Here is a 16362-nt window from a genome sequence, read left to right on the forward strand (position 1 = left end):
CAATCAGGGAATCAGTCCTTTCGCGCGGCCGATGGCGACTGCCTGCGTACGATTGCCCGCGCCGAGTTTGGCGTTGATCTTGCGAAGATGCGACTTCACCGTCAGCTCGGAGACGAACAGTTTCTCCGCAATCACGCGGTTGCGGTGGCCTGCCGAAAGCATCCTTAGCACGTCCAGTTCGCGCGCCGTGAGCGCGTCGGCGGGAGAGTCTGCGGCGTAGGGCAGATCGGCGCCGACTGTCGTCGAGTCCGCCATGCGCGCGTGGGAGGGCGCCACGCCGCCGAGCAGCTGCGCGACGAACGCGGGCACCACGCCAAGCGAGCCGATCTGCGTGGGGCCGCGCTCGGCCCAGGCGCCAAGCAGGCGCATCAATGCTTCACCTTCATCGAGGAACGCGCGCACGAAGCCTTCGTGGCTCGCCATGCGCAGCGCTTCCGTGAGCGTGTCGAAGGCGGCCGTGCGCTCGCCGTTGCCGTCGAGCGCGAGTGCGAGCAAGACGCGCAACTTCAGCGCGCGCCAATGACGCCGCCGCGCGATCGCCTGTTCCAGTGCCTCGCTCAGCGCCGCGCACGCGGTGGCGTAGCGTCCCTGCGCGATATCGAGGCGGCAGCGCGCGATCACCGGCTCGTCGATCTCGCTCGCGTGATAGGAAACCCCGGGGCGCGCCCAGTCTGCGTGCAGCGTAGCCGCGCGCAGCGCTTGCTCGGCGGCGTCGAAGCGGCCTTCGAGCGTCGCGACGCGCGTGCGCTCGAGCCACGCGGCGCTCACGGCTCGGTCCGATTTGACGGCGCGGCCCAACTGTTCGAGTTCGGCGAGCAGGCGTAACCACTGCTCGACATTGCCTTCGATGAGCGCCACGCGCGCCGAGAGCACATGCGTGGCGATCAGCCCGTCGGTCACGCCTACGCGTTTGGCGCGCCGCAGCGCGTCGGCGAGCAGATGCGCCATTTCCCCGAGCGCGTTTTTCTCGTAGAGCGCAAGCGAGCGCACGCCGTCCACGCTGGTGCGGCCGCCACCCGAATCCACGGTGCGGTTCGCCGTGGCGTTGGCTGCCGAAATTTCGAGCCGCGCCAGCGCCGTACCAAGCCGTCCCTGCACCAGATCGATGATCCCTTCGATGGTTTCCGCCATCGTGCGCATCACGACATAGGGATGATCGTGGGCACGCCGCAGCGCGCGCGAGAGCACGCCTCGCGCCTCGTCGTAGCGATCGGTGCAGACGTAGCTGAAGGCGAGCGAATTCGTGAGGCTGTAGAACGAGAAGTTCGCGCGGTCGGGCAGGCGATCGAGCAGGGTGGCGCTCGTTTGCGCGCATGCCTCGACCTGGTCGGTGAGTGCGAGCAGCACGCCGCGAATCGCTTCCGCCACGAAGGCGACGCTCTCCTGGTTGGGCTGCCCGACGCTGCTTTCGACAATGCTTTGTGTCGTACGCATGGCGTCCGCATAGCGGCGGTTCAAGAGCAGCACCCACGCATATGTGAGACCGACGTCGGGCCGCGTGGCGAGCCGCGCGGCGCCGATGCGGTCGAGCCAGCGCATCAGCAGGCGCAGCCGGCCGCTGCCGAGCAATGCCCGCGAATGGCGCGCGATTTCGGCGAGCGCGCCGCCCTCGTCGCCCGCGTCGAGCAGATGGTCGATGGCGGGGATGGGGCGTTGCGCATCGAGATACCAGTGCGCGGCCGCGCCGTGCACTTCGCGTTCACGTTCCGGTTGCGCGGCACGCAACCGGTGCTGCAGGAAGCTCGCGAACAGCCGGTGATAGCGATACCAGCTGCGCTCGCCGTCGAGCGGCACGAGAAAGAGATTCGCGCGCTCCAGATAGTCCAACATCTCGCGGCTGTCGTTGCGGCCGGTGGCGGCGTCGCAAAGCGCGGCGCAGAACTGCGGCAGCGCGCTCGTCTCCAGCAGAAACGAGCGGCATGCTTCGGATTGCCGGGCGAGGATGTCCTCGGCGAGATATTCCGCGAGTTCGAGGTTCGTGCCCGAAAACGAGGCGACGAAGGCCGCATGGTCGGTGCGCGTGCGCAGCGAGAGCGTGGCCAGATAAATGGCCGTGGCCCAGCCTTCGGTGCAGCGATGCAGCGTGGCGATATCGGCCTCGCGCAGCGGCAGCGCGCATTTCTCGCGGATGAACGCGCTCGCCTCCGCGAGCGAGAAGCGCAGCGCGGCGGGATTGATGTCGAGCAGTTCGCCACGCGCGCGGATGCGCCCGACGCCGAGCTCGGGCGTCACCCGCGAGGCGGCCACGAGCGGGTTGCCAGGCGGCAGGGCGGCGATCAGGTCCTGCATGAAGGCGAGCACTGCGGGGCTCTGGAGCGACTCGAAGTCGTCGAGCAGAATGGCGAGCGGCTTGCCGTGCGCCGCGACGCGCTCGATCAGGCTCGACGCGAAGGTGTCCGGGTCGAGCGTGAGCGCGCGCGGCGTGCGTGTGCCGGGCAACGCGGCGTCGAGATGCAGCAGGAAGCGCGCGAAGTCGTTGTCGGCGGCGTCGAGGCGCAGCCAGGCCACCTCGCGGCGGTGGGCGCGGCAGTGCGCGGCGTATTGCTGCAAGAGCGTGGTCTTGCCGAAGCCCGCCGATGCGCGGATCAGCACGAGCCGCGCCGTGTGGGCGCCTGCAATCGCTTCGATCAGTTGCGTGCGCAACAGATGTGAAGGGCTGTCTGCGGGCGGCGTCAGCTTCGACGCGACGATCCCGCGGGGGGGATTCTGATGGCCGCTTGCGGCGTGGGCATCGACGATGTTCACAGGCGCTGTTTCCTTCTGCGGCGCGCGCGGCGGCGCGCCAGGCGGGCCCGCCGGCCGCGCGGGTTGGCCGGGCGGCGGACCTGTCTCACTCGGGTCGTTATTGCTGGGGCGAATGGTCGCGCCCTGTTTTTGCGTTGCTTGTGCAACCGTCAGGCTATTGTTCCACAGCGGCTGGCCGACGTCGTACTCCTTTCGAACGATTCGCTTGCCCATCCTAAAATCCTCCCTTCGGTTCAGGACAGCGGGCCGGCGTGCGCCTAAAGTGATACTGACTTCACGGCATCCGCGCCACGATCGACCAACCGGCAATCGACCGACGATCACCCGGCGCAGCCAGAACGACATAAAGAAGCCCGGAGACACCATGTACCTCACACAAGGCCTGCACCGCTGCGTGCAGCAACACCCGGCGGAAGTCGCGATCCGCTTCGGCGGACGCTCGCGTACTTTCGCGCAGCTGGGCGAACGCGTGGCGCGGCTAGCCGGCGCGCTCCAGTCGCTCGGCATGGGCGCAGGCGACCGCGTAGGCATGCTCGCGCTCAATTCCGACCGCTATCTCGAATACATGCTCGGCGTGTGGTGGGGCGGCGGCGTGCTCAACCCCGTGAATATCCGCTGGAGCGTGCCCGAGATCGTCTATTCGCTCGACGACTGCGACACGCGCATCCTGCTGGTGGACGACCACTTCCTGCCGCTCGCCGGGGACATCGCGGCGAGCGCTGCGCATCGCCCGACGCTCGTCTACACCGGCGAGCGTGACGTACCGTCCGGCATGCTCGCTTACGAGGCGCTGATCGCCGAAGCGCAGCCTGTGGCCGACGCATTTCGCGGCGGCAACGATCTCGCGACCATCATGTACACGGGCGGCACGACGGGCCGGCCCAAGGGCGTGATGCAGTCGCACCTGAACCTGTGGTCGTCGGCGACTTCGCGCATGGCGGAGTTCCGCGCCTACGCGCACGCCATTTCGCTGCATGCGGCGCCGCTTTTCCACACGGCGGCGATGGCGCGCGCGGTGGGCCATTTCGTGGCCGGCGATACGCACGTGGTGTTGCCCACTTTCGAGCCGCGCGCGGTGCTCGAAGCGATCGAGCGCGACCGCGTGGACGAAATCCTGCTCGTGCCGACCATGCTGCAGGCCGTGCTGGAGCACCCCGACTTCAAGCGGCGCGATCTGTCGTCGCTCAAGCGCATCTATTACGGCGCGTCGCCGATCGCCGCGGGCGTGCTCGACGCCGCGCTCGCCGCGCTGCCCGGCATCGAATTCTTTCACGCTTACGGTCTCACGGAGGCTTCGCCCGTGGTGTCGGTCAATCCGCCCGCGAATCACGGCCCCGAAGGGCGCGCGAGCGGTCTTTACCGCTCGGCTGGGCGTGCGGGCTACGGCGTGACCGTGAAGATCGTCGATGCCACGGGCGTGGAAGTGCCGCGCAATACCGTGGGCGAGATCGCCGTGCGCGGCGCGAACGTCATGCTCGGCTACTGGAACAAGCCCGAAGAAACGCGCCAGGCGCTGCGCGACGGCTGGCTGCATACCGGCGACGGCGCCTATATGGACGAAAACGGCTACCTCTTCATCGTCGACCGCATGAAGGACATGATCGTGACGGGCGGCGAGAACGTCTATTCGGCCGAAGTCGAGAACGTGCTCTCGCGCCATCCCGCCGTTGCGCAATGCGCCGTGATCGGCATCCCCGATGCCCGCTGGGGTGAAGCCGTACACGCCGTGGTCGTCGCGCGCAGCGGCAGCGATGTGGACGAAGCCGCGCTGCGCGAGCACTGCCGCCAGTTCATCGCCGGCTACAAGTGCCCGAAGAGCATCGAGTTCCGCGAGGCGCTGCCGCTGTCGGCCGCCGGCAAGATTCTCAAGCGCGATCTGCGCGCGCCGTACTGGCAGAGCCAATCCCGCCAGGTGGGCTGATCCGCACGGGCGGGCATCGTCATCGTCAACTTGCAATCTTACTTAATCAGGTATCCAAAATGAGCAACAAGGTTGTGGTAGCCGGCGTCGGCATGATTCCGTTCACCAAGCCCGGCGCGAGCGACGACTACGCAACGATGGGCGCCAATGCCGCGAAGGCAGCGCTCGCCGATGCGCGCATCGACTATGCGCTCGTCGAGCAGGCCTACGTCGGCTACGTGTTCGGCGATTCGACCTCCGGGCAGGCCGCCATTTATGGTGTGGGGCTCACCGGCATTCCGGTCGTGAACGTCAACAACAACTGCGCGACCGGGTCCACCGCGCTCTTCCTCGCGCGCCAGGCCGTGGAAAGCGGGGCCGTGGAATGTGCCATTGCACTCGGCTTCGAGCAGATGGTGCCCGGCGCGCTCAAGGGTGCGTACACCGATCGCCCGACGCCGATGGAGCGCTTCGTCAAGACCATGCTCGAGGTGCAGGGCTTCGACGAAACCGCGCCGCGCGCGGCGCAATTCTTCGGCGGCGGCGGCCGTGCCTACATGAAGGAATACGACATCAAGCCGGAAACGTTCGGGCGTATTTCCGTGAAAGCGCGCCAGCACGCTGCGCGCAATCCCTTTGCCGTGTTTCGCAACACGGTGACGCTCGAAGAGGTGATGGCTTCGCCCGTCGTCTTCGATCCGCTCACGCGCCTGCAGTGCTGCCCGCCCACGTGCGGTGCGGCGGCGGCGATCGTGTGCTCGGAAGGGTTCGCGAAGAAGCACGGACTCGACACGCGCGTGGTCATCAAGGCCCAGGCGATGACGACGGACCGCAACAGCACGTTCGACGAAGGCGACATGCGCAAGGTGGTGGGTTACGACATGACGCGTGCCGCCGCGCAACAGGTGTATGAAAAGGCGGGCGTCGGCCCCGAAGATATTCAGGTGGTCGAACTGCACGACTGCTTCACGGCAAACGAATTGATCACCTACGAAGGGCTCGGCCTCACGCCCGAAGGCACGGCTGAGAAGTTCATTCTCGATGGCGACAACACCTACGGCGGCCGTGTCGTCACGAACCCCTCGGGCGGCCTGCTTTCGAAGGGTCATCCGTTGGGCGCAACAGGTCTTGCACAATGCACCGAACTCGTGTGGCAACTGCGCGGACAGGCGCAGGACCGCCAGGTCGCCGGCGCACGCTTCGGCCTCCAGCACAACCTCGGACTCGGCGGCGCGTGCGTGGTCACGCTCTACGAGCGCCTGTAACGCGAGGCCCGACGATGATTGACAAAAGCCATATCGGCGCACTGATCTCGCGCCACACGGCACTCGTCGAGGCTGGCCGCCTGCGCTTCTTCGCGAAGGCGACCGGCCAGACGGACAGTCGTTACGTCGACGACGAAGCCGCGAGAGAAGCCGGATATCCCGCGCTGCCCGTGCCGCCGACGTTCCTGTTCTGCCTCGAAATGGAATCGCCCAATCCGCGCGCGACCGTCGAGCGCCTGAATATCGACATCGGCCGCGTGCTGCACGGCGAGCAGCGCTTCCGCTATCACCGCATGGCGTTTGCGGGCGAACGCCTCGCGTTCGAAACGCGCATCGCGGACATCTATGACAAGAAGGGCGGCGCGCTCGAATTCGTCGTGCGCGAAACGCGCGTGACAAACGCGCAAGACGACGCGCCCGTTGCAGACCTGCGCAGCGTGATCGTCGTGCGCAACGGTTGATAGAAAAGCAGAAGCAGGAGCCAACATGCAATCGATTCGTTTGAACGACCTGGCCGTAGGCAGTGCGTTGCCGCCGTTCGTTGCGGCGCCGCTCACGCGCCTCACGCTCGCGCTTTACGCGGGCGCGTCCGGCGACCACAACCCGATTCACGTCGATCAGGACTTCGCGCGCCGCGCCGGCATGCCCGACGTGTTCGCGCACGGCATGCTGTCCATGGCGTATCTGGGGCGGCTCCTCACGAACTGGGTGCCGCAGCAGGCCATCCGCGAGTTCTCGGTGCGCTTCGCGGCGATTACGCACGTGGGCGATGCCATTACCTGCAGCGGCGTCGTCACCGAGCGTGACGAGACAGCACGCACCGTCAAAGTCGCGCTCACCACGCGCGACGCACACGGCGAAATCAAGCTCTCAGGCGAGGCGCTCATCGCGCTCGACGCCTGAACGATCCATCACATACACGGAGTAGACAGAAGATGAGCAAGCTGGTTGGCAAGGTCGCCATCGTATCGGGTTCGGGCCGCGGCATCGGCCGGGAAATCGCACTGAAGCTCGCGGGCGAAGGCGCGGCAGTCGTGGTGAACGATCTGGACGCCGAACCCGCGCAGAGCGTGGTGGCCGAGATCGTCGCCGCGGGCGGCAAGGCCGTGGCGTGCACGGGCAGCGTGACGGACGCGGACTTCGGCACGCGCTTCGTCGGCACGGCGCTCAAGGAATTCGGGCGTCTCGACATCATCGTCAACAACGCGGGCTACACGTGGGACAACGTGATCCAGAAGATGAGCGACGAGCAGTGGAACGCCATCATTGACGTGCACGTGAGCGCGCCGTTCCGTATCCTTCGCGCCGCCGCCGACTACTTCCGCGAAAGCGCGAAGGCCGAAGGCGATGCGGGCCAGGAAGTGTTCCGCAAAGTCGTGAACATCTCGTCCGTTTCGGGCGTGATGGGCAACGCGGGCCAGGCGAACTATTCGGCCGCGAAAGCCGCGATCAACGGCCTCACGAAGGCGCTCGCGAAAGAGTGGGGCCGCTACAAGGTCAACGTGAACAGCGTGGCGTTCGGCCTCATCAAGACGCGGCTCACCGAGGCGGTGGCGGGCGAGGGCAACAGCTCGACCATCGACATCGCGGGCCAGTCCATCAAGGTGGGCGTCAACGCGCAGCTCATGAAGAACATCGAGGCGATGATTCCCATCGGCCGCGGCGGCACGCCGGAGGAAGCGGCGGGCGCGGTGTATCTCATGTGCATTCCCGAATCGAACTACGTGACGGGGCAGGTGCTGGTGGTCGGCGGCGGCCGTCCGTAATACGTGGCTCGCGAGGAAGGAGTCGAACATGGCTGAATACCGCAGTCCGTGGATCACGGACGATCTCGTGCTGTTCCAGGACTCGATCCGCAAGTTCATCGAGCGCGAACTCGTGCCACACGAGGAGCGCTGGTGGAAGCAGCAGCACGTGGACCGCGAGGTGTGGCGCAAGGCCGGCGAGTTCGGCATGCTCTGCGCGAGCATTCCCGAGGAATACGGCGGCGGTGGCGGCACCTTCGCGCACGAGGCCATCATCGCGCTCGAGCAGTCGCGCGCGATGGTGTCGAGCCTCGGCACGAACGTGCATAGCGGCATCGTCGCGCACTATATCCTGCGCTACGGCACCGAGGAGCAAAAGCACAGGTGGCTGCCGAAAATGGCGAGCGGCGAGCGCGTGGCGGCGATCGCGATGTCCGAGCCGGGCGCGGGATCGGACCTCAAGAGCATCAAGACGCGTGCCGTGCGTGACGGCGATCACTATGTCATCAACGGTTCGAAGACCTTTATTTCGAACGGCCTGCTCGCCGACCTGATCTGCGTGGTCGTCAAGACGGCCCCCGCGCAGGGCGCGAAAGGCGTGTCGATCGTCGTCGTGGAAACGGGCGATCTGCCCGGCTTCCGGCGCGGTCGCGTACTCGAAAAGATGGGGCAGAAAGGCCAGGACACCGCCGAGCTGTTCTTCGACGACGTGCGCGTGCCGTGCGCCAACCTGCTCGGCACGGAAGAGGGTAAGGGCTTCTATCAGCTGATGCAGCAGCTGCCGCAGGAACGCATGATCATCGCGCTCGGCGCGCTGAGCGCGATGGAAAAGGCACTCGATGTCACCACGGCCTACGTGCGCGAGCGCAAGGTGTTCGGCATGAGCCTGCTGGACATGCAGAACACGCGTTTCAAGCTCGCCGAGTGCAAGACCCACGCGACCATCGCGCGCACCTTCATCGACGACTGCATGGCGAAGGTGCTGCGCGGCGAACTCGACGCCGAAACGGCCGCGATGGCGAAATGGTGGTGCACGCAACGTAGCTGCGAAATCATCGACGAATGCCTGCAACTGCACGGCGGCTACGGCTACATGATGGAGTATCCGATCGCGCGGCTCTACGTGAATGCGCGCGTGAGCAAGATCTTCGGCGGCTCCAACGAAATCATGAAGGAACTGATCGCCCGCGCGCTGTGACGTCGCTACTTGGGAGCACCAGATGGATTTGCGTTATACCGAAGCGGAACAGGCGTTCCGCGAAGAAGTGCGGGCGTTCGTGCGGGAGAACCTGCCTGGCGATATCCGCGAGAAAGTGCTCGCGCATCAGCGGGTGGAGAAGGACGACTACGTGCGCTGGCACCGCATCCTCAATGCGCATGGCTGGGGTGCGCCCACCTGGCCCAAGTCATTCGGCGGTACGGGCTGGAACGCGCTGCAGCGCCTGATCTTCGAGATCGAGACGCTCGGCGCGGGCGCGCCGCGTCTGTTGCCGTTCGGCCTCACGATGATCGGCCCGGTGATCATGAAGTACGCGAGCCCGCAGATGCAGGCGCGCTTCCTGCCGCGCATTCCGAACGTCGACGACTTCTGGTGCCAGGGCTATTCCGAGCCCGGTTCGGGCTCCGATCTCGCCTCGCTGAAAACGCGCGCGGTGCGCAAGGGCGACAAGTACATCGTGAACGGCCAGAAAACGTGGACCACGATGGCGCATTTCGCGGACTGGATCTTCTGCCTCGTGAGAACGGATTCCGACGCGAAGCCGCAAGAAGGCATTTCGATGTTGCTGATCGACATGAAATCACCGGGCGTCACCGTCCGGCCGATCGTCACGCTCGACGGCGGTCACGACGTGAACGAGACATGGTTCGAGGACGTGGAAGTGCCTGTGGAAAATCTCGTGGGCGAGGAGAATCGCGGCTGGACTTACGCGAAGTATCTGCTCGGGCACGAGCGCACGGCGATTGCGGGCATCGGCCATTGCTATCGCGAGTTGCGGCAGGTGAAGCATTACGCGGCACAGGCCGCGGACGGCAAGGGCGGCCGCATGCTCGACGACGCGCGCATGCGCGACAAGATCGCCCGCCTCGAAATGAACCTCATGGCGCTGGAAATGCTGCTGCTGCGCGTGGCGACGGCAGACGGCGGGCGCGGGCCCGGCCCCGAGGCATCGATCGTGAAGATTCGCGGCTCGGAACTGCAGCAGGACATCGCCATGCTTCAGCAGGAAGTGGCCGGGCCGCACGGCTGGCCGTACGCGCCGCAATGGCTCGAACCCGGGGCGCATGCCCCCGTGAGCGGGCCGCAATGGGCGGCGCCCGCTGCGTCCACCTATTTCGACATGCGCAAGACCTCGATTTACGGCGGCGCGACCGAGGTGCAGAAGAACATCATCGCCAGGATGATCATCGGCTTTTAGGACACGCACATGGACTTCACGTATAGCGAAGAGCAGCAAATGCTCGCGGATAGCCTGCGCCGTTTCGTCGAAAGCGAATACACGTTCGCGCAACGGCGCCGGCGCGCGCGCGAGGGCGCGAGCTTCGATCGCGCCATCTGGACGCGGCTTGCGGAAATGGGCGTGCTCGGCCTCACGGCGCCCGCCGAATACGGCGGCTTCGGCGAAGGCGCGGCGAGCCGGCTCGTGGTGCAACGCGAACTGGGGTGTGCGCTGGTGCTCGAACCGGTCGTCCCGTGCAGCGTCATGGCGACCGCGATACTCGCGGCATACGGCAGCGCCGCGCAGCAGGACCACTGGCTGGGCGCGATCGCCACGGGGCAGCAGGTCGTCGTGCCGGCCTTCGCGGAAACCGCGTCGCGCTACCGGCTCGATGCGGTCGGCACACGCGCGACGCCCGTTGGGCGCGGCTACGTGCTCGATGGCGCGAAAGCGCTGGTCTGGCATGGCGAGGCTGCGGATGCGTACATCGTCAGCGCACGCGTGGGTGACGCGGTCACCGGTGACATCGCGCTCTTCCTTGTTCCGCGCGAGAGCCGGGGCGTGAGGGTGGCCGGCTATCCGACCATGGACGGCCAGCGCGCCGCCGACGTATCGCTCGAGGCGGTCGCAGTGGGCGCGGAAGCCCTGATCGGCGCGCCCGGCGCAGGCGTGGTTGCACTCGGGCACGGTGTGGATTGCGGGATCGCGGCGCTGTGCGCGGAAGCGGCGGGCGCGATGGAGCGCCTGATCGAGATCACCGCCGAGTATTTGCGCACGCGCCGCCAGTTCGGCCAGCCGCTCGCCGCGTTCCAGTCGCTTCAGCATCGCATGGCGGACATGCTCATGCACAAGGAGCTCGCGCTTTCCATGGCCTACGTCGCCGCGCAGGCACTGGGCGAGCCCGATGCGCGCAAGCGCCGCCGCATGCTCGCCGCCGCAAAAGTGACCGTCGCCGAGGCGGGGCGCTTCGTTGGTCAGCAGGCGGTGCAGCTGCACGGTGGGATGGGCATGACCGACGAGCTGGAAGTGGGCGACTATTTCAAGCGCCTGACGATGTTCGATCCGCTCCTCGGCGACATCGACCATCATCTCGCGAGCTATGTCGAGGCGATGGACGACTGAGCCTCACACGCCGCCCCGCATGACGCGGGGCGGTTCCTCTTCGAATGTTCGACTCCCCCATAAATGATCAGTACTACCATTGAAAATGGCGTAGCCACGCTGACACTCGGCAACGCCGAGCGCAAGAACGCCATGAGCGCTGCGGCGCTCGCCGCGTTCGCGGATGCCATCGAAGCATTGCGCTGCGACACCATGGTGCGCGCGGTGATCCTGACCGGCGCAGGCAGCGATTTCTGCTCTGGCGGCGACGTGAGCGCGATGCAAGGCCCCGCCGATACGGCCGCAGTGCGCCGCCGCATGATCGAGAGCCAGCGGCCATGCGCCGCGTTGGCGACGTTCGACAAGCCGGTGATCGCAGCGGTGGATGGCGTGGCGTACGGCGCGGGTTTCAGTATTGCGTTGATGGCCGACTTCATCGTCGCGAGCGAGCGGGCGCGCTTTTGCCTCGCTTTTGCGCGGATGGGGCTCGTGCCCGATCTGGGCGCGTTGCATACGCTGCCGCGCATCATCGGCACGCAACGCACGCGCGAACTCGTTTACTCGGCCCGCGAGCTTGCGGCGCGCGAAGCGCACGCGTTGGGCATCGTGCTGGAGGTGGTACCAGGCGAAGCGCTGGGCGCGCGAGCGCACGAACTAGCGCTTGCCATGAGCGTGCAGTCGCCGGATGCGTTTGCGATGACCAAGCGTTTGCTCGCCCAGACGTTCGAACGCGACTTCGGTGCGCTCCTCGACGCGGAGGCAGGCGTCCAGGCCATTGCGTTGACCTCCCCGTACCTGCGCGAGGCGGCGGCACGCTTCGCGCGCAAGGAAGCGCCGTTGTTCCGCTGGCCACGCAACGACCGCGAAGGCTGAGCGCACGATCGAATGGAGGAGCCTGCGGGCAAACCCTTGCTCCGTTCGAAGCACCGCGACACACACCCACGCTGCCTGCCACTTCCTGCTTTAGAACCACGACAGCGATTTGTGTCAGCCCTAAGTTAACACCTATCGGAAAGAGCCGGCCCCGACGCCGGCACCCAACAACGGAGACAAGACATGACGAACGCGATCGCCACGCCCGAGGCGAGCCCGCCCCCTGCGCACGCCCACTTTACGCTGGACACGGTTTCGCCGGCCATCGGTGCGGAAGTGAGCGGCATCGACCTGCGCGACACGCTGGACGACGCCACTGTCGCTGCGCTGCGCGACGCGCTTGTGCAGCACAAGGTGCTGTTCTTCCGGGATCAGGACATTACGCCCGTACAGCACGTGGCACTTGCCCGGCGGTTCGGTCAGCTCGAAGTGCATCCCGTGTTCCAGCATCACGCCGATCATCCCGAACTTGTCCTGCTGGGCGGCACGCAGGCCGCGAAGGCACGCGAGAACATCTATCACTCGGACGTGTCCTGGCGCGAGATTCCCTCGATGGCGTCGATGCTGCGTTGCGTGGAATGCCCGCGCAGCGGCGGCGACACGATCTGGGTGAACATGGCGAAGGCCTATGCGGATCTGCCGCAGGCCGTGAAGGAGCAAATCGCCGACCTCGAAGCCGTGCACGACATCATGCCGTCATTCGGCTCGCGCATGTCGGCCGAGGAACGCGCGGCAAATCGCGTGAAATTCCCCGCCGTGATTCATCCTGTGGTGCGCACGCATCCGGAAAGCGGCGAAAAGATCCTGTACGTGAACGAAGGCTTCACGACCCATCTCGCCAACTTTCTGAGCACGGGCACGTTTCGCGTGGGCTTCGATTTCCGCTACGGCGAACTCGAGTTGCTCCAGTATTTGTTTCGCCAGGCCGCCATTCCCGAGTACCAGGTTCGGCTGCGGTGGGCGCCCAACACCATTGCGTTCTGGGACAACCGCTCGACCCAGCACTACGCGATCCAGGACTATTTCCCGGCCGTGCGGCGCATGATGCGCGCAACGATCATCGGCGACAAGCCGTTCTGATGCCTCGGGTAATTCACTGCGCATCCCAATCGACAGGAACCGTTAGACGTGCACAAGATCGATCAGTACTACATAGGTGGCCAGTGGGTCGCGCCCGCGCCAGGGGCGAGTGTTCATGAGATGGTCTGTCCTGTTACGGAGGCGGTGACGGGAACCGTGCTCCTCGGCACGCACGCCGATGTCGAGCGCTCCGTTGCCGCGGCCCGCGCCGCGTGGCCCGCGTGGTCGGCCACGAGCGTGGCGAGCCGCGTGGCGCTCCTCACGCGCATCATCGAGCGCTATACCGCGCGCTATGACGAACTCGCGCGTGCGGTGAGCGCTGAAATTGGCGCGCCGATCAAGTTGAGCCACGAACTTCAGGCGCGCGTGGGCCTCGCACAACTGCAAAGCGTGCGCGCCGCACTGGAGTCGTTCGAATTCACCGAGCGGCGCGGCACGACCGGGATCGTGCGCGAAGCCGTGGGCGTGGTCGCGCTCATCACGCCGTGGAACTGGCCGCTCAACCAGATCGCGGCCAAGGTCGCGCCGGCGCTTGCGGCGGGCTGCACGGTCGTGCTCAAGCCTTCGGAGATCGCACCGCTCGACGCGCGTCTGTTCGCAGAGATAGTCGACGAGGCGGGCGTGCCGCCCGGCGTATTCAACCTGGTCTACGGCGACGGCGCGACAGTGGGCGCGGCACTGTCCGGCCATCCCGACATTGACATGGTGTCGATCACGGGCTCGACGCGAGCGGGCGCGCAGGTCGCCTCGAGCGCGGCGGGCACGGTCAAGCGCGTGGCGCAGGAACTGGGCGGCAAGTCGCCCAGCCTCATCTTCGAAGACGCCGATCTGCCGACCGCGGTGAAGGCGAGCGTGCTGGCCTGCATGCTGAATTCGGGGCAAACCTGTATCGCGCCCACGCGCCTGCTCGTACAACGCAGCCAGTACGATGCGGCCATCGAAGTCGCCTGCGCGGCGGTCAACGCGCTGAAGGTCGGCGATCCGGCCGCGGCGGACACGATCCTCGGCCCGATTTCCAATCGAGCCCAGTACGAGAAAGTCCTGCGGATGATCGCGATCGGCATCGAAGAGGGGGCGCGTCTCGTGGCGGGCGGCGAGGGCAGGCCCGCTCACCTGTCACGCGGTTTCTTCGCGCGGCCCACCGTGTTCGCCGACGTGCGCAATGACATGACGATCGCGCGTGAAGAGATCTTCGGTCCGGTGCTCGCGATCCTTCCGTTCGATACGGAGGAAGAGGCCGTCGCGATCGCGAACGACACGCCGTATGGCCTCGCCGCCTACGTGTGGTCCGGCGACGCGGCGCGCGTTCGGCGCGTGGCGGCACGGCTTCGCGCGGGCAGCGTGCAGATCAACGGCGCCAAGATGGATCTCGCGGCGCCGTTCGGCGGCATGAAGGCGTCCGGCAATGGTCGGGAGCACGGCGCGTATGGTCTCGCCGAGTTCCTCGAATACAAGCAGATCACGGGCTGCGCGGCATGAACCGACCCGCACAGGAATTCGACTACGTCGTGATCGGTGCGGGGTCGGCGGGCTGCGCGATCGCCGCGCGTCTTGCCGAAAGCGCCGGCGCGAGCGTCGCGCTCATCGAAGCAGGACCGAGCGATCACCACTATACGGTGTGGGCGCCGCTCGGTATCGCGGCCACGGTGCCGCGCGAAGGGCCACGCAACTACGCGTTTCATACCGAGCCGCAAGCCGGCCTGCTCGGGCGCCGCTCGTATCAGCCGCGAGGGCGGGGTCTCGGCGGCAGTTCGTCGATCAACGGCATGGTCTACATTCGCGGGCATCGCGTGGACTTCGACGCGTGGGCGAAAGCGGGCTGTACCGGCTGGGGCTACGAAGACGTGCTGCCGTATTTCCGCCGCAGCGAGTCGAACGAGCGTTGCGCCGGCCGTGACGACGATCGCTTTCACGGTTCGCGCGGCCCGTTGCATGTGAGCGAATTGCGCTCGCCTAATCCATTCTCGCAGCACTTTATCGCAGCAGCATTGCAGGCGGGCCTGAAGCCGAACCCCGACTTCAATGGCGTGGACCAGGAGGGCGTCGGCCTCTATCAGGTCACACAACGTGACGGCGAACGCTGGAACACGGCGCGCGCCTGGCTGCACGGCGGCTATCGCGGCGATACGGCGCACAACGGCGGCCGCGAATGGCTCACGGTGCTGACCGGGGCGCGGGCGCAGCGCATCGTGTTCGAAGGGGCGCGCGCCGCGGCGGTCGAGATATGGCGTGACGGCGTTGCGCAAACCGTGCGAGTGCGCCGCGAGATCGTGGCGAGCGCCGGAGCGTTTCATTCCCCGCAACTGCTCATGGCCTCGGGCGTCGGACCGGCGGCGCATCTGCGCGCATTCGGCATCGAGGTCGTGTATGACGCGCCGCAGGTGGGCCAGAATCTGCAGGACCATCTGGACATCATCGTGAACAAGCAGGTCGCGTCGACCGAGCTGTTCGGGCGCTCCGTGCCGGGCCTGATGCGGCTCGCGCGCGAGATTCACCGCTACCGGCGCGAGCGCACCGGCATGGTCACGTCGAACCTCGCCGAGGCGGGCGCATTCGTGCGGAGTGCGCCGGGCCTCGCGGCACCCGACCTGCAACTGCATTTCGTGCCCGCGATGCTCGGCAACCGCGGCGAAGGCAAGCCGCCGCGCGGACATGGCTACTCGTGCCATGCCTGCGTGCTGCGCCCGCACAGCCGCGGCGCGGTGACATTGCGCTCGCCTCACGTGCACGATGCCCCGTCGATCGATCCGCGTTTTCTCGCCGACGAACGCGATATGGAAGGCATGGTCGCGGGCGTGAAGCTGATGCGCCGGATCTTCGCGCAGCACGCGCTCGCGCGCCATGGCGGCCGCGAATTGTTCACGGACGACATCGCGCGGGAGACGGAGGGCGACGAGGCGATCCGCGCGTTCGTGCGCCGCAACGCCGACACGGTCTATCACCCGGTGGGGACCTGCCGCATGGGCGCCGATGCGCAATCGGTCGTCGATCCGCAGTTGCGCGTGCGCGGGGTGACGGGGCTGCGCGTCGTGGACGCGTCGATCATGCCGACACTCGTGGGCGGAAATACCAATGCCGCTGCAATCATGATCGCGGAAAAGGCGGCGGACCTGATGCGCACCGGCATGTAGACGGCGCCTGTCGTTACGCTTTCAGTTTCTTTCTGGTTGATTTGGATAACGAATCGAAACGCGCCGCGTTAGAACCCCGAGGTC

General features: G+C 66.5%; 13 protein-coding genes. 12 read left to right on the forward strand and 1 reads right to left on the reverse strand.

The genetic code is table 11. The features are described from left to right. Positions 1 to 3 precede the first annotated feature (3 nt). Entirely contained in the window at positions 4 to 2745 is a 2742-nt protein-coding gene (locus AB4Y44_RS09260) for a LuxR C-terminal-related transcriptional regulator (RefSeq protein WP_368699289.1), read from the reverse strand. A gap of 364 nt (positions 2746 to 3109) precedes the next feature. Between AB4Y44_RS09260 and AB4Y44_RS09265 the strand changes: the two genes are divergently transcribed. From AB4Y44_RS09265 to AB4Y44_RS09320, 12 genes are all read left to right on the forward strand, one after another. After that, entirely contained in the window at positions 3110 to 4666 is a 1557-nt protein-coding gene (locus AB4Y44_RS09265; protein ID WP_368699290.1) for a long-chain-fatty-acid--CoA ligase, read from the forward strand. A gap of 59 nt (positions 4667 to 4725) precedes the next feature. Continuing rightward, on the forward strand, positions 4726 to 5910 hold the full coding sequence (locus AB4Y44_RS09270) for a lipid-transfer protein (RefSeq protein ID WP_368699291.1): 1185 nt from the start codon (positions 4726 to 4728) through the stop codon (positions 5908 to 5910). A 14-nt stretch (positions 5911 to 5924) separates the two neighbouring features. After that, positions 5925 to 6371 (forward strand): MaoC family dehydratase N-terminal domain-containing protein, encoded by a 447-nt coding sequence (locus AB4Y44_RS09275; RefSeq protein WP_342920767.1) that lies wholly within the window; start codon positions 5925 to 5927, stop codon positions 6369 to 6371. A gap of 25 nt (positions 6372 to 6396) precedes the next feature. Further along, entirely contained in the window at positions 6397 to 6813 is a 417-nt protein-coding gene (locus tag AB4Y44_RS09280) for a MaoC family dehydratase (RefSeq protein ID WP_368699292.1), read from the forward strand. A 32-nt stretch (positions 6814 to 6845) separates the two neighbouring features. Continuing rightward, on the forward strand, positions 6846 to 7676 hold the full coding sequence (locus AB4Y44_RS09285) for an SDR family oxidoreductase (protein WP_342920765.1): 831 nt from the start codon (positions 6846 to 6848) through the stop codon (positions 7674 to 7676). A 28-nt stretch (positions 7677 to 7704) separates the two neighbouring features. Beyond that, positions 7705 to 8853, forward strand: coding sequence for an acyl-CoA dehydrogenase family protein (locus tag AB4Y44_RS09290; protein WP_342920764.1), 1149 nt, complete (start codon positions 7705 to 7707; stop codon positions 8851 to 8853). 22 nt (positions 8854 to 8875) lie between these two features. Next, positions 8876 to 10072 carry an acyl-CoA dehydrogenase family protein gene (locus AB4Y44_RS09295; protein ID WP_368699293.1) on the forward strand — a complete coding sequence of 399 codons (1197 nt, stop codon included), beginning with the start codon at positions 8876 to 8878 and terminating at the stop codon, positions 10070 to 10072. 9 nt (positions 10073 to 10081) lie between these two features. Continuing rightward, complete coding sequence (locus AB4Y44_RS09300; protein ID WP_368699294.1) at positions 10082 to 11215, forward strand: acyl-CoA dehydrogenase family protein; 1134 nt, start codon at positions 10082 to 10084, stop codon at positions 11213 to 11215. 63 nt (positions 11216 to 11278) lie between these two features. Next, entirely contained in the window at positions 11279 to 12067 is a 789-nt protein-coding gene (locus AB4Y44_RS09305) for an enoyl-CoA hydratase/isomerase family protein (protein WP_342920761.1), read from the forward strand. Between the two features lie 183 nt (positions 12068 to 12250). Further along, positions 12251 to 13147 (forward strand): TauD/TfdA family dioxygenase, encoded by an 897-nt coding sequence (locus AB4Y44_RS09310; protein WP_342920760.1) that lies wholly within the window; start codon positions 12251 to 12253, stop codon positions 13145 to 13147. Positions 13148 to 13195: 48 nt separating this feature from the next. Beyond that, complete coding sequence (locus AB4Y44_RS09315) at positions 13196 to 14626, forward strand: aldehyde dehydrogenase family protein (protein WP_368699295.1); 1431 nt, start codon at positions 13196 to 13198, stop codon at positions 14624 to 14626. Further along, the gene (locus tag AB4Y44_RS09320; protein ID WP_368699296.1) at positions 14623 to 16278 is read left to right on the forward strand and encodes a GMC family oxidoreductase; all 1656 of its coding nucleotides are present in this window, start codon (positions 14623 to 14625) and stop codon (positions 16276 to 16278) included. The genes AB4Y44_RS09315 and AB4Y44_RS09320 overlap by 4 nt, the downstream gene beginning before the upstream one ends. Positions 16279 to 16362 lie beyond the last annotated feature (84 nt).

This window comes from Paraburkholderia sp. BR10937 (assembly GCF_040965695.1).
Lineage (GTDB): Bacteria > Pseudomonadota > Gammaproteobacteria > Burkholderiales > Burkholderiaceae > Paraburkholderia.

Excerpts from the sequence above, each read along its gene's own strand:
- AB4Y44_RS09265 (WP_368699290.1), top strand. The coding sequence starts at position 3,110 with ATGTACCTCACACAAGGCCTGCACCGCTGCGTGCAGCAACACCCGGCG.
- AB4Y44_RS09285 (WP_342920765.1), top strand. The coding sequence starts at position 6,846 with ATGAGCAAGCTGGTTGGCAAGGTCGCCATCGTATCGGGTTCGGGCCGC.
- AB4Y44_RS09300 (WP_368699294.1), top strand. The coding sequence starts at position 10,082 with ATGGACTTCACGTATAGCGAAGAGCAGCAAATGCTCGCGGATAGCCTG.
- AB4Y44_RS09320 (WP_368699296.1), top strand. The coding sequence starts at position 14,623 with ATGAACCGACCCGCACAGGAATTCGACTACGTCGTGATCGGTGCGGGG.
- AB4Y44_RS09290 (WP_342920764.1), top strand. The coding sequence starts at position 7,705 with ATGGCTGAATACCGCAGTCCGTGGATCACGGACGATCTCGTGCTGTTC.
- AB4Y44_RS09310 (WP_342920760.1), top strand. The coding sequence starts at position 12,251 with ATGACGAACGCGATCGCCACGCCCGAGGCGAGCCCGCCCCCTGCGCAC.
- AB4Y44_RS09280 (WP_368699292.1), top strand. The coding sequence starts at position 6,397 with ATGCAATCGATTCGTTTGAACGACCTGGCCGTAGGCAGTGCGTTGCCG.
- AB4Y44_RS09305 (WP_342920761.1), top strand. The coding sequence starts at position 11,279 with ATGATCAGTACTACCATTGAAAATGGCGTAGCCACGCTGACACTCGGC.
- AB4Y44_RS09275 (WP_342920767.1), top strand. The coding sequence starts at position 5,925 with ATGATTGACAAAAGCCATATCGGCGCACTGATCTCGCGCCACACGGCA.
- AB4Y44_RS09270 (WP_368699291.1), top strand. The coding sequence starts at position 4,726 with ATGAGCAACAAGGTTGTGGTAGCCGGCGTCGGCATGATTCCGTTCACC.
- AB4Y44_RS09295 (WP_368699293.1), top strand. The coding sequence starts at position 8,876 with ATGGATTTGCGTTATACCGAAGCGGAACAGGCGTTCCGCGAAGAAGTG.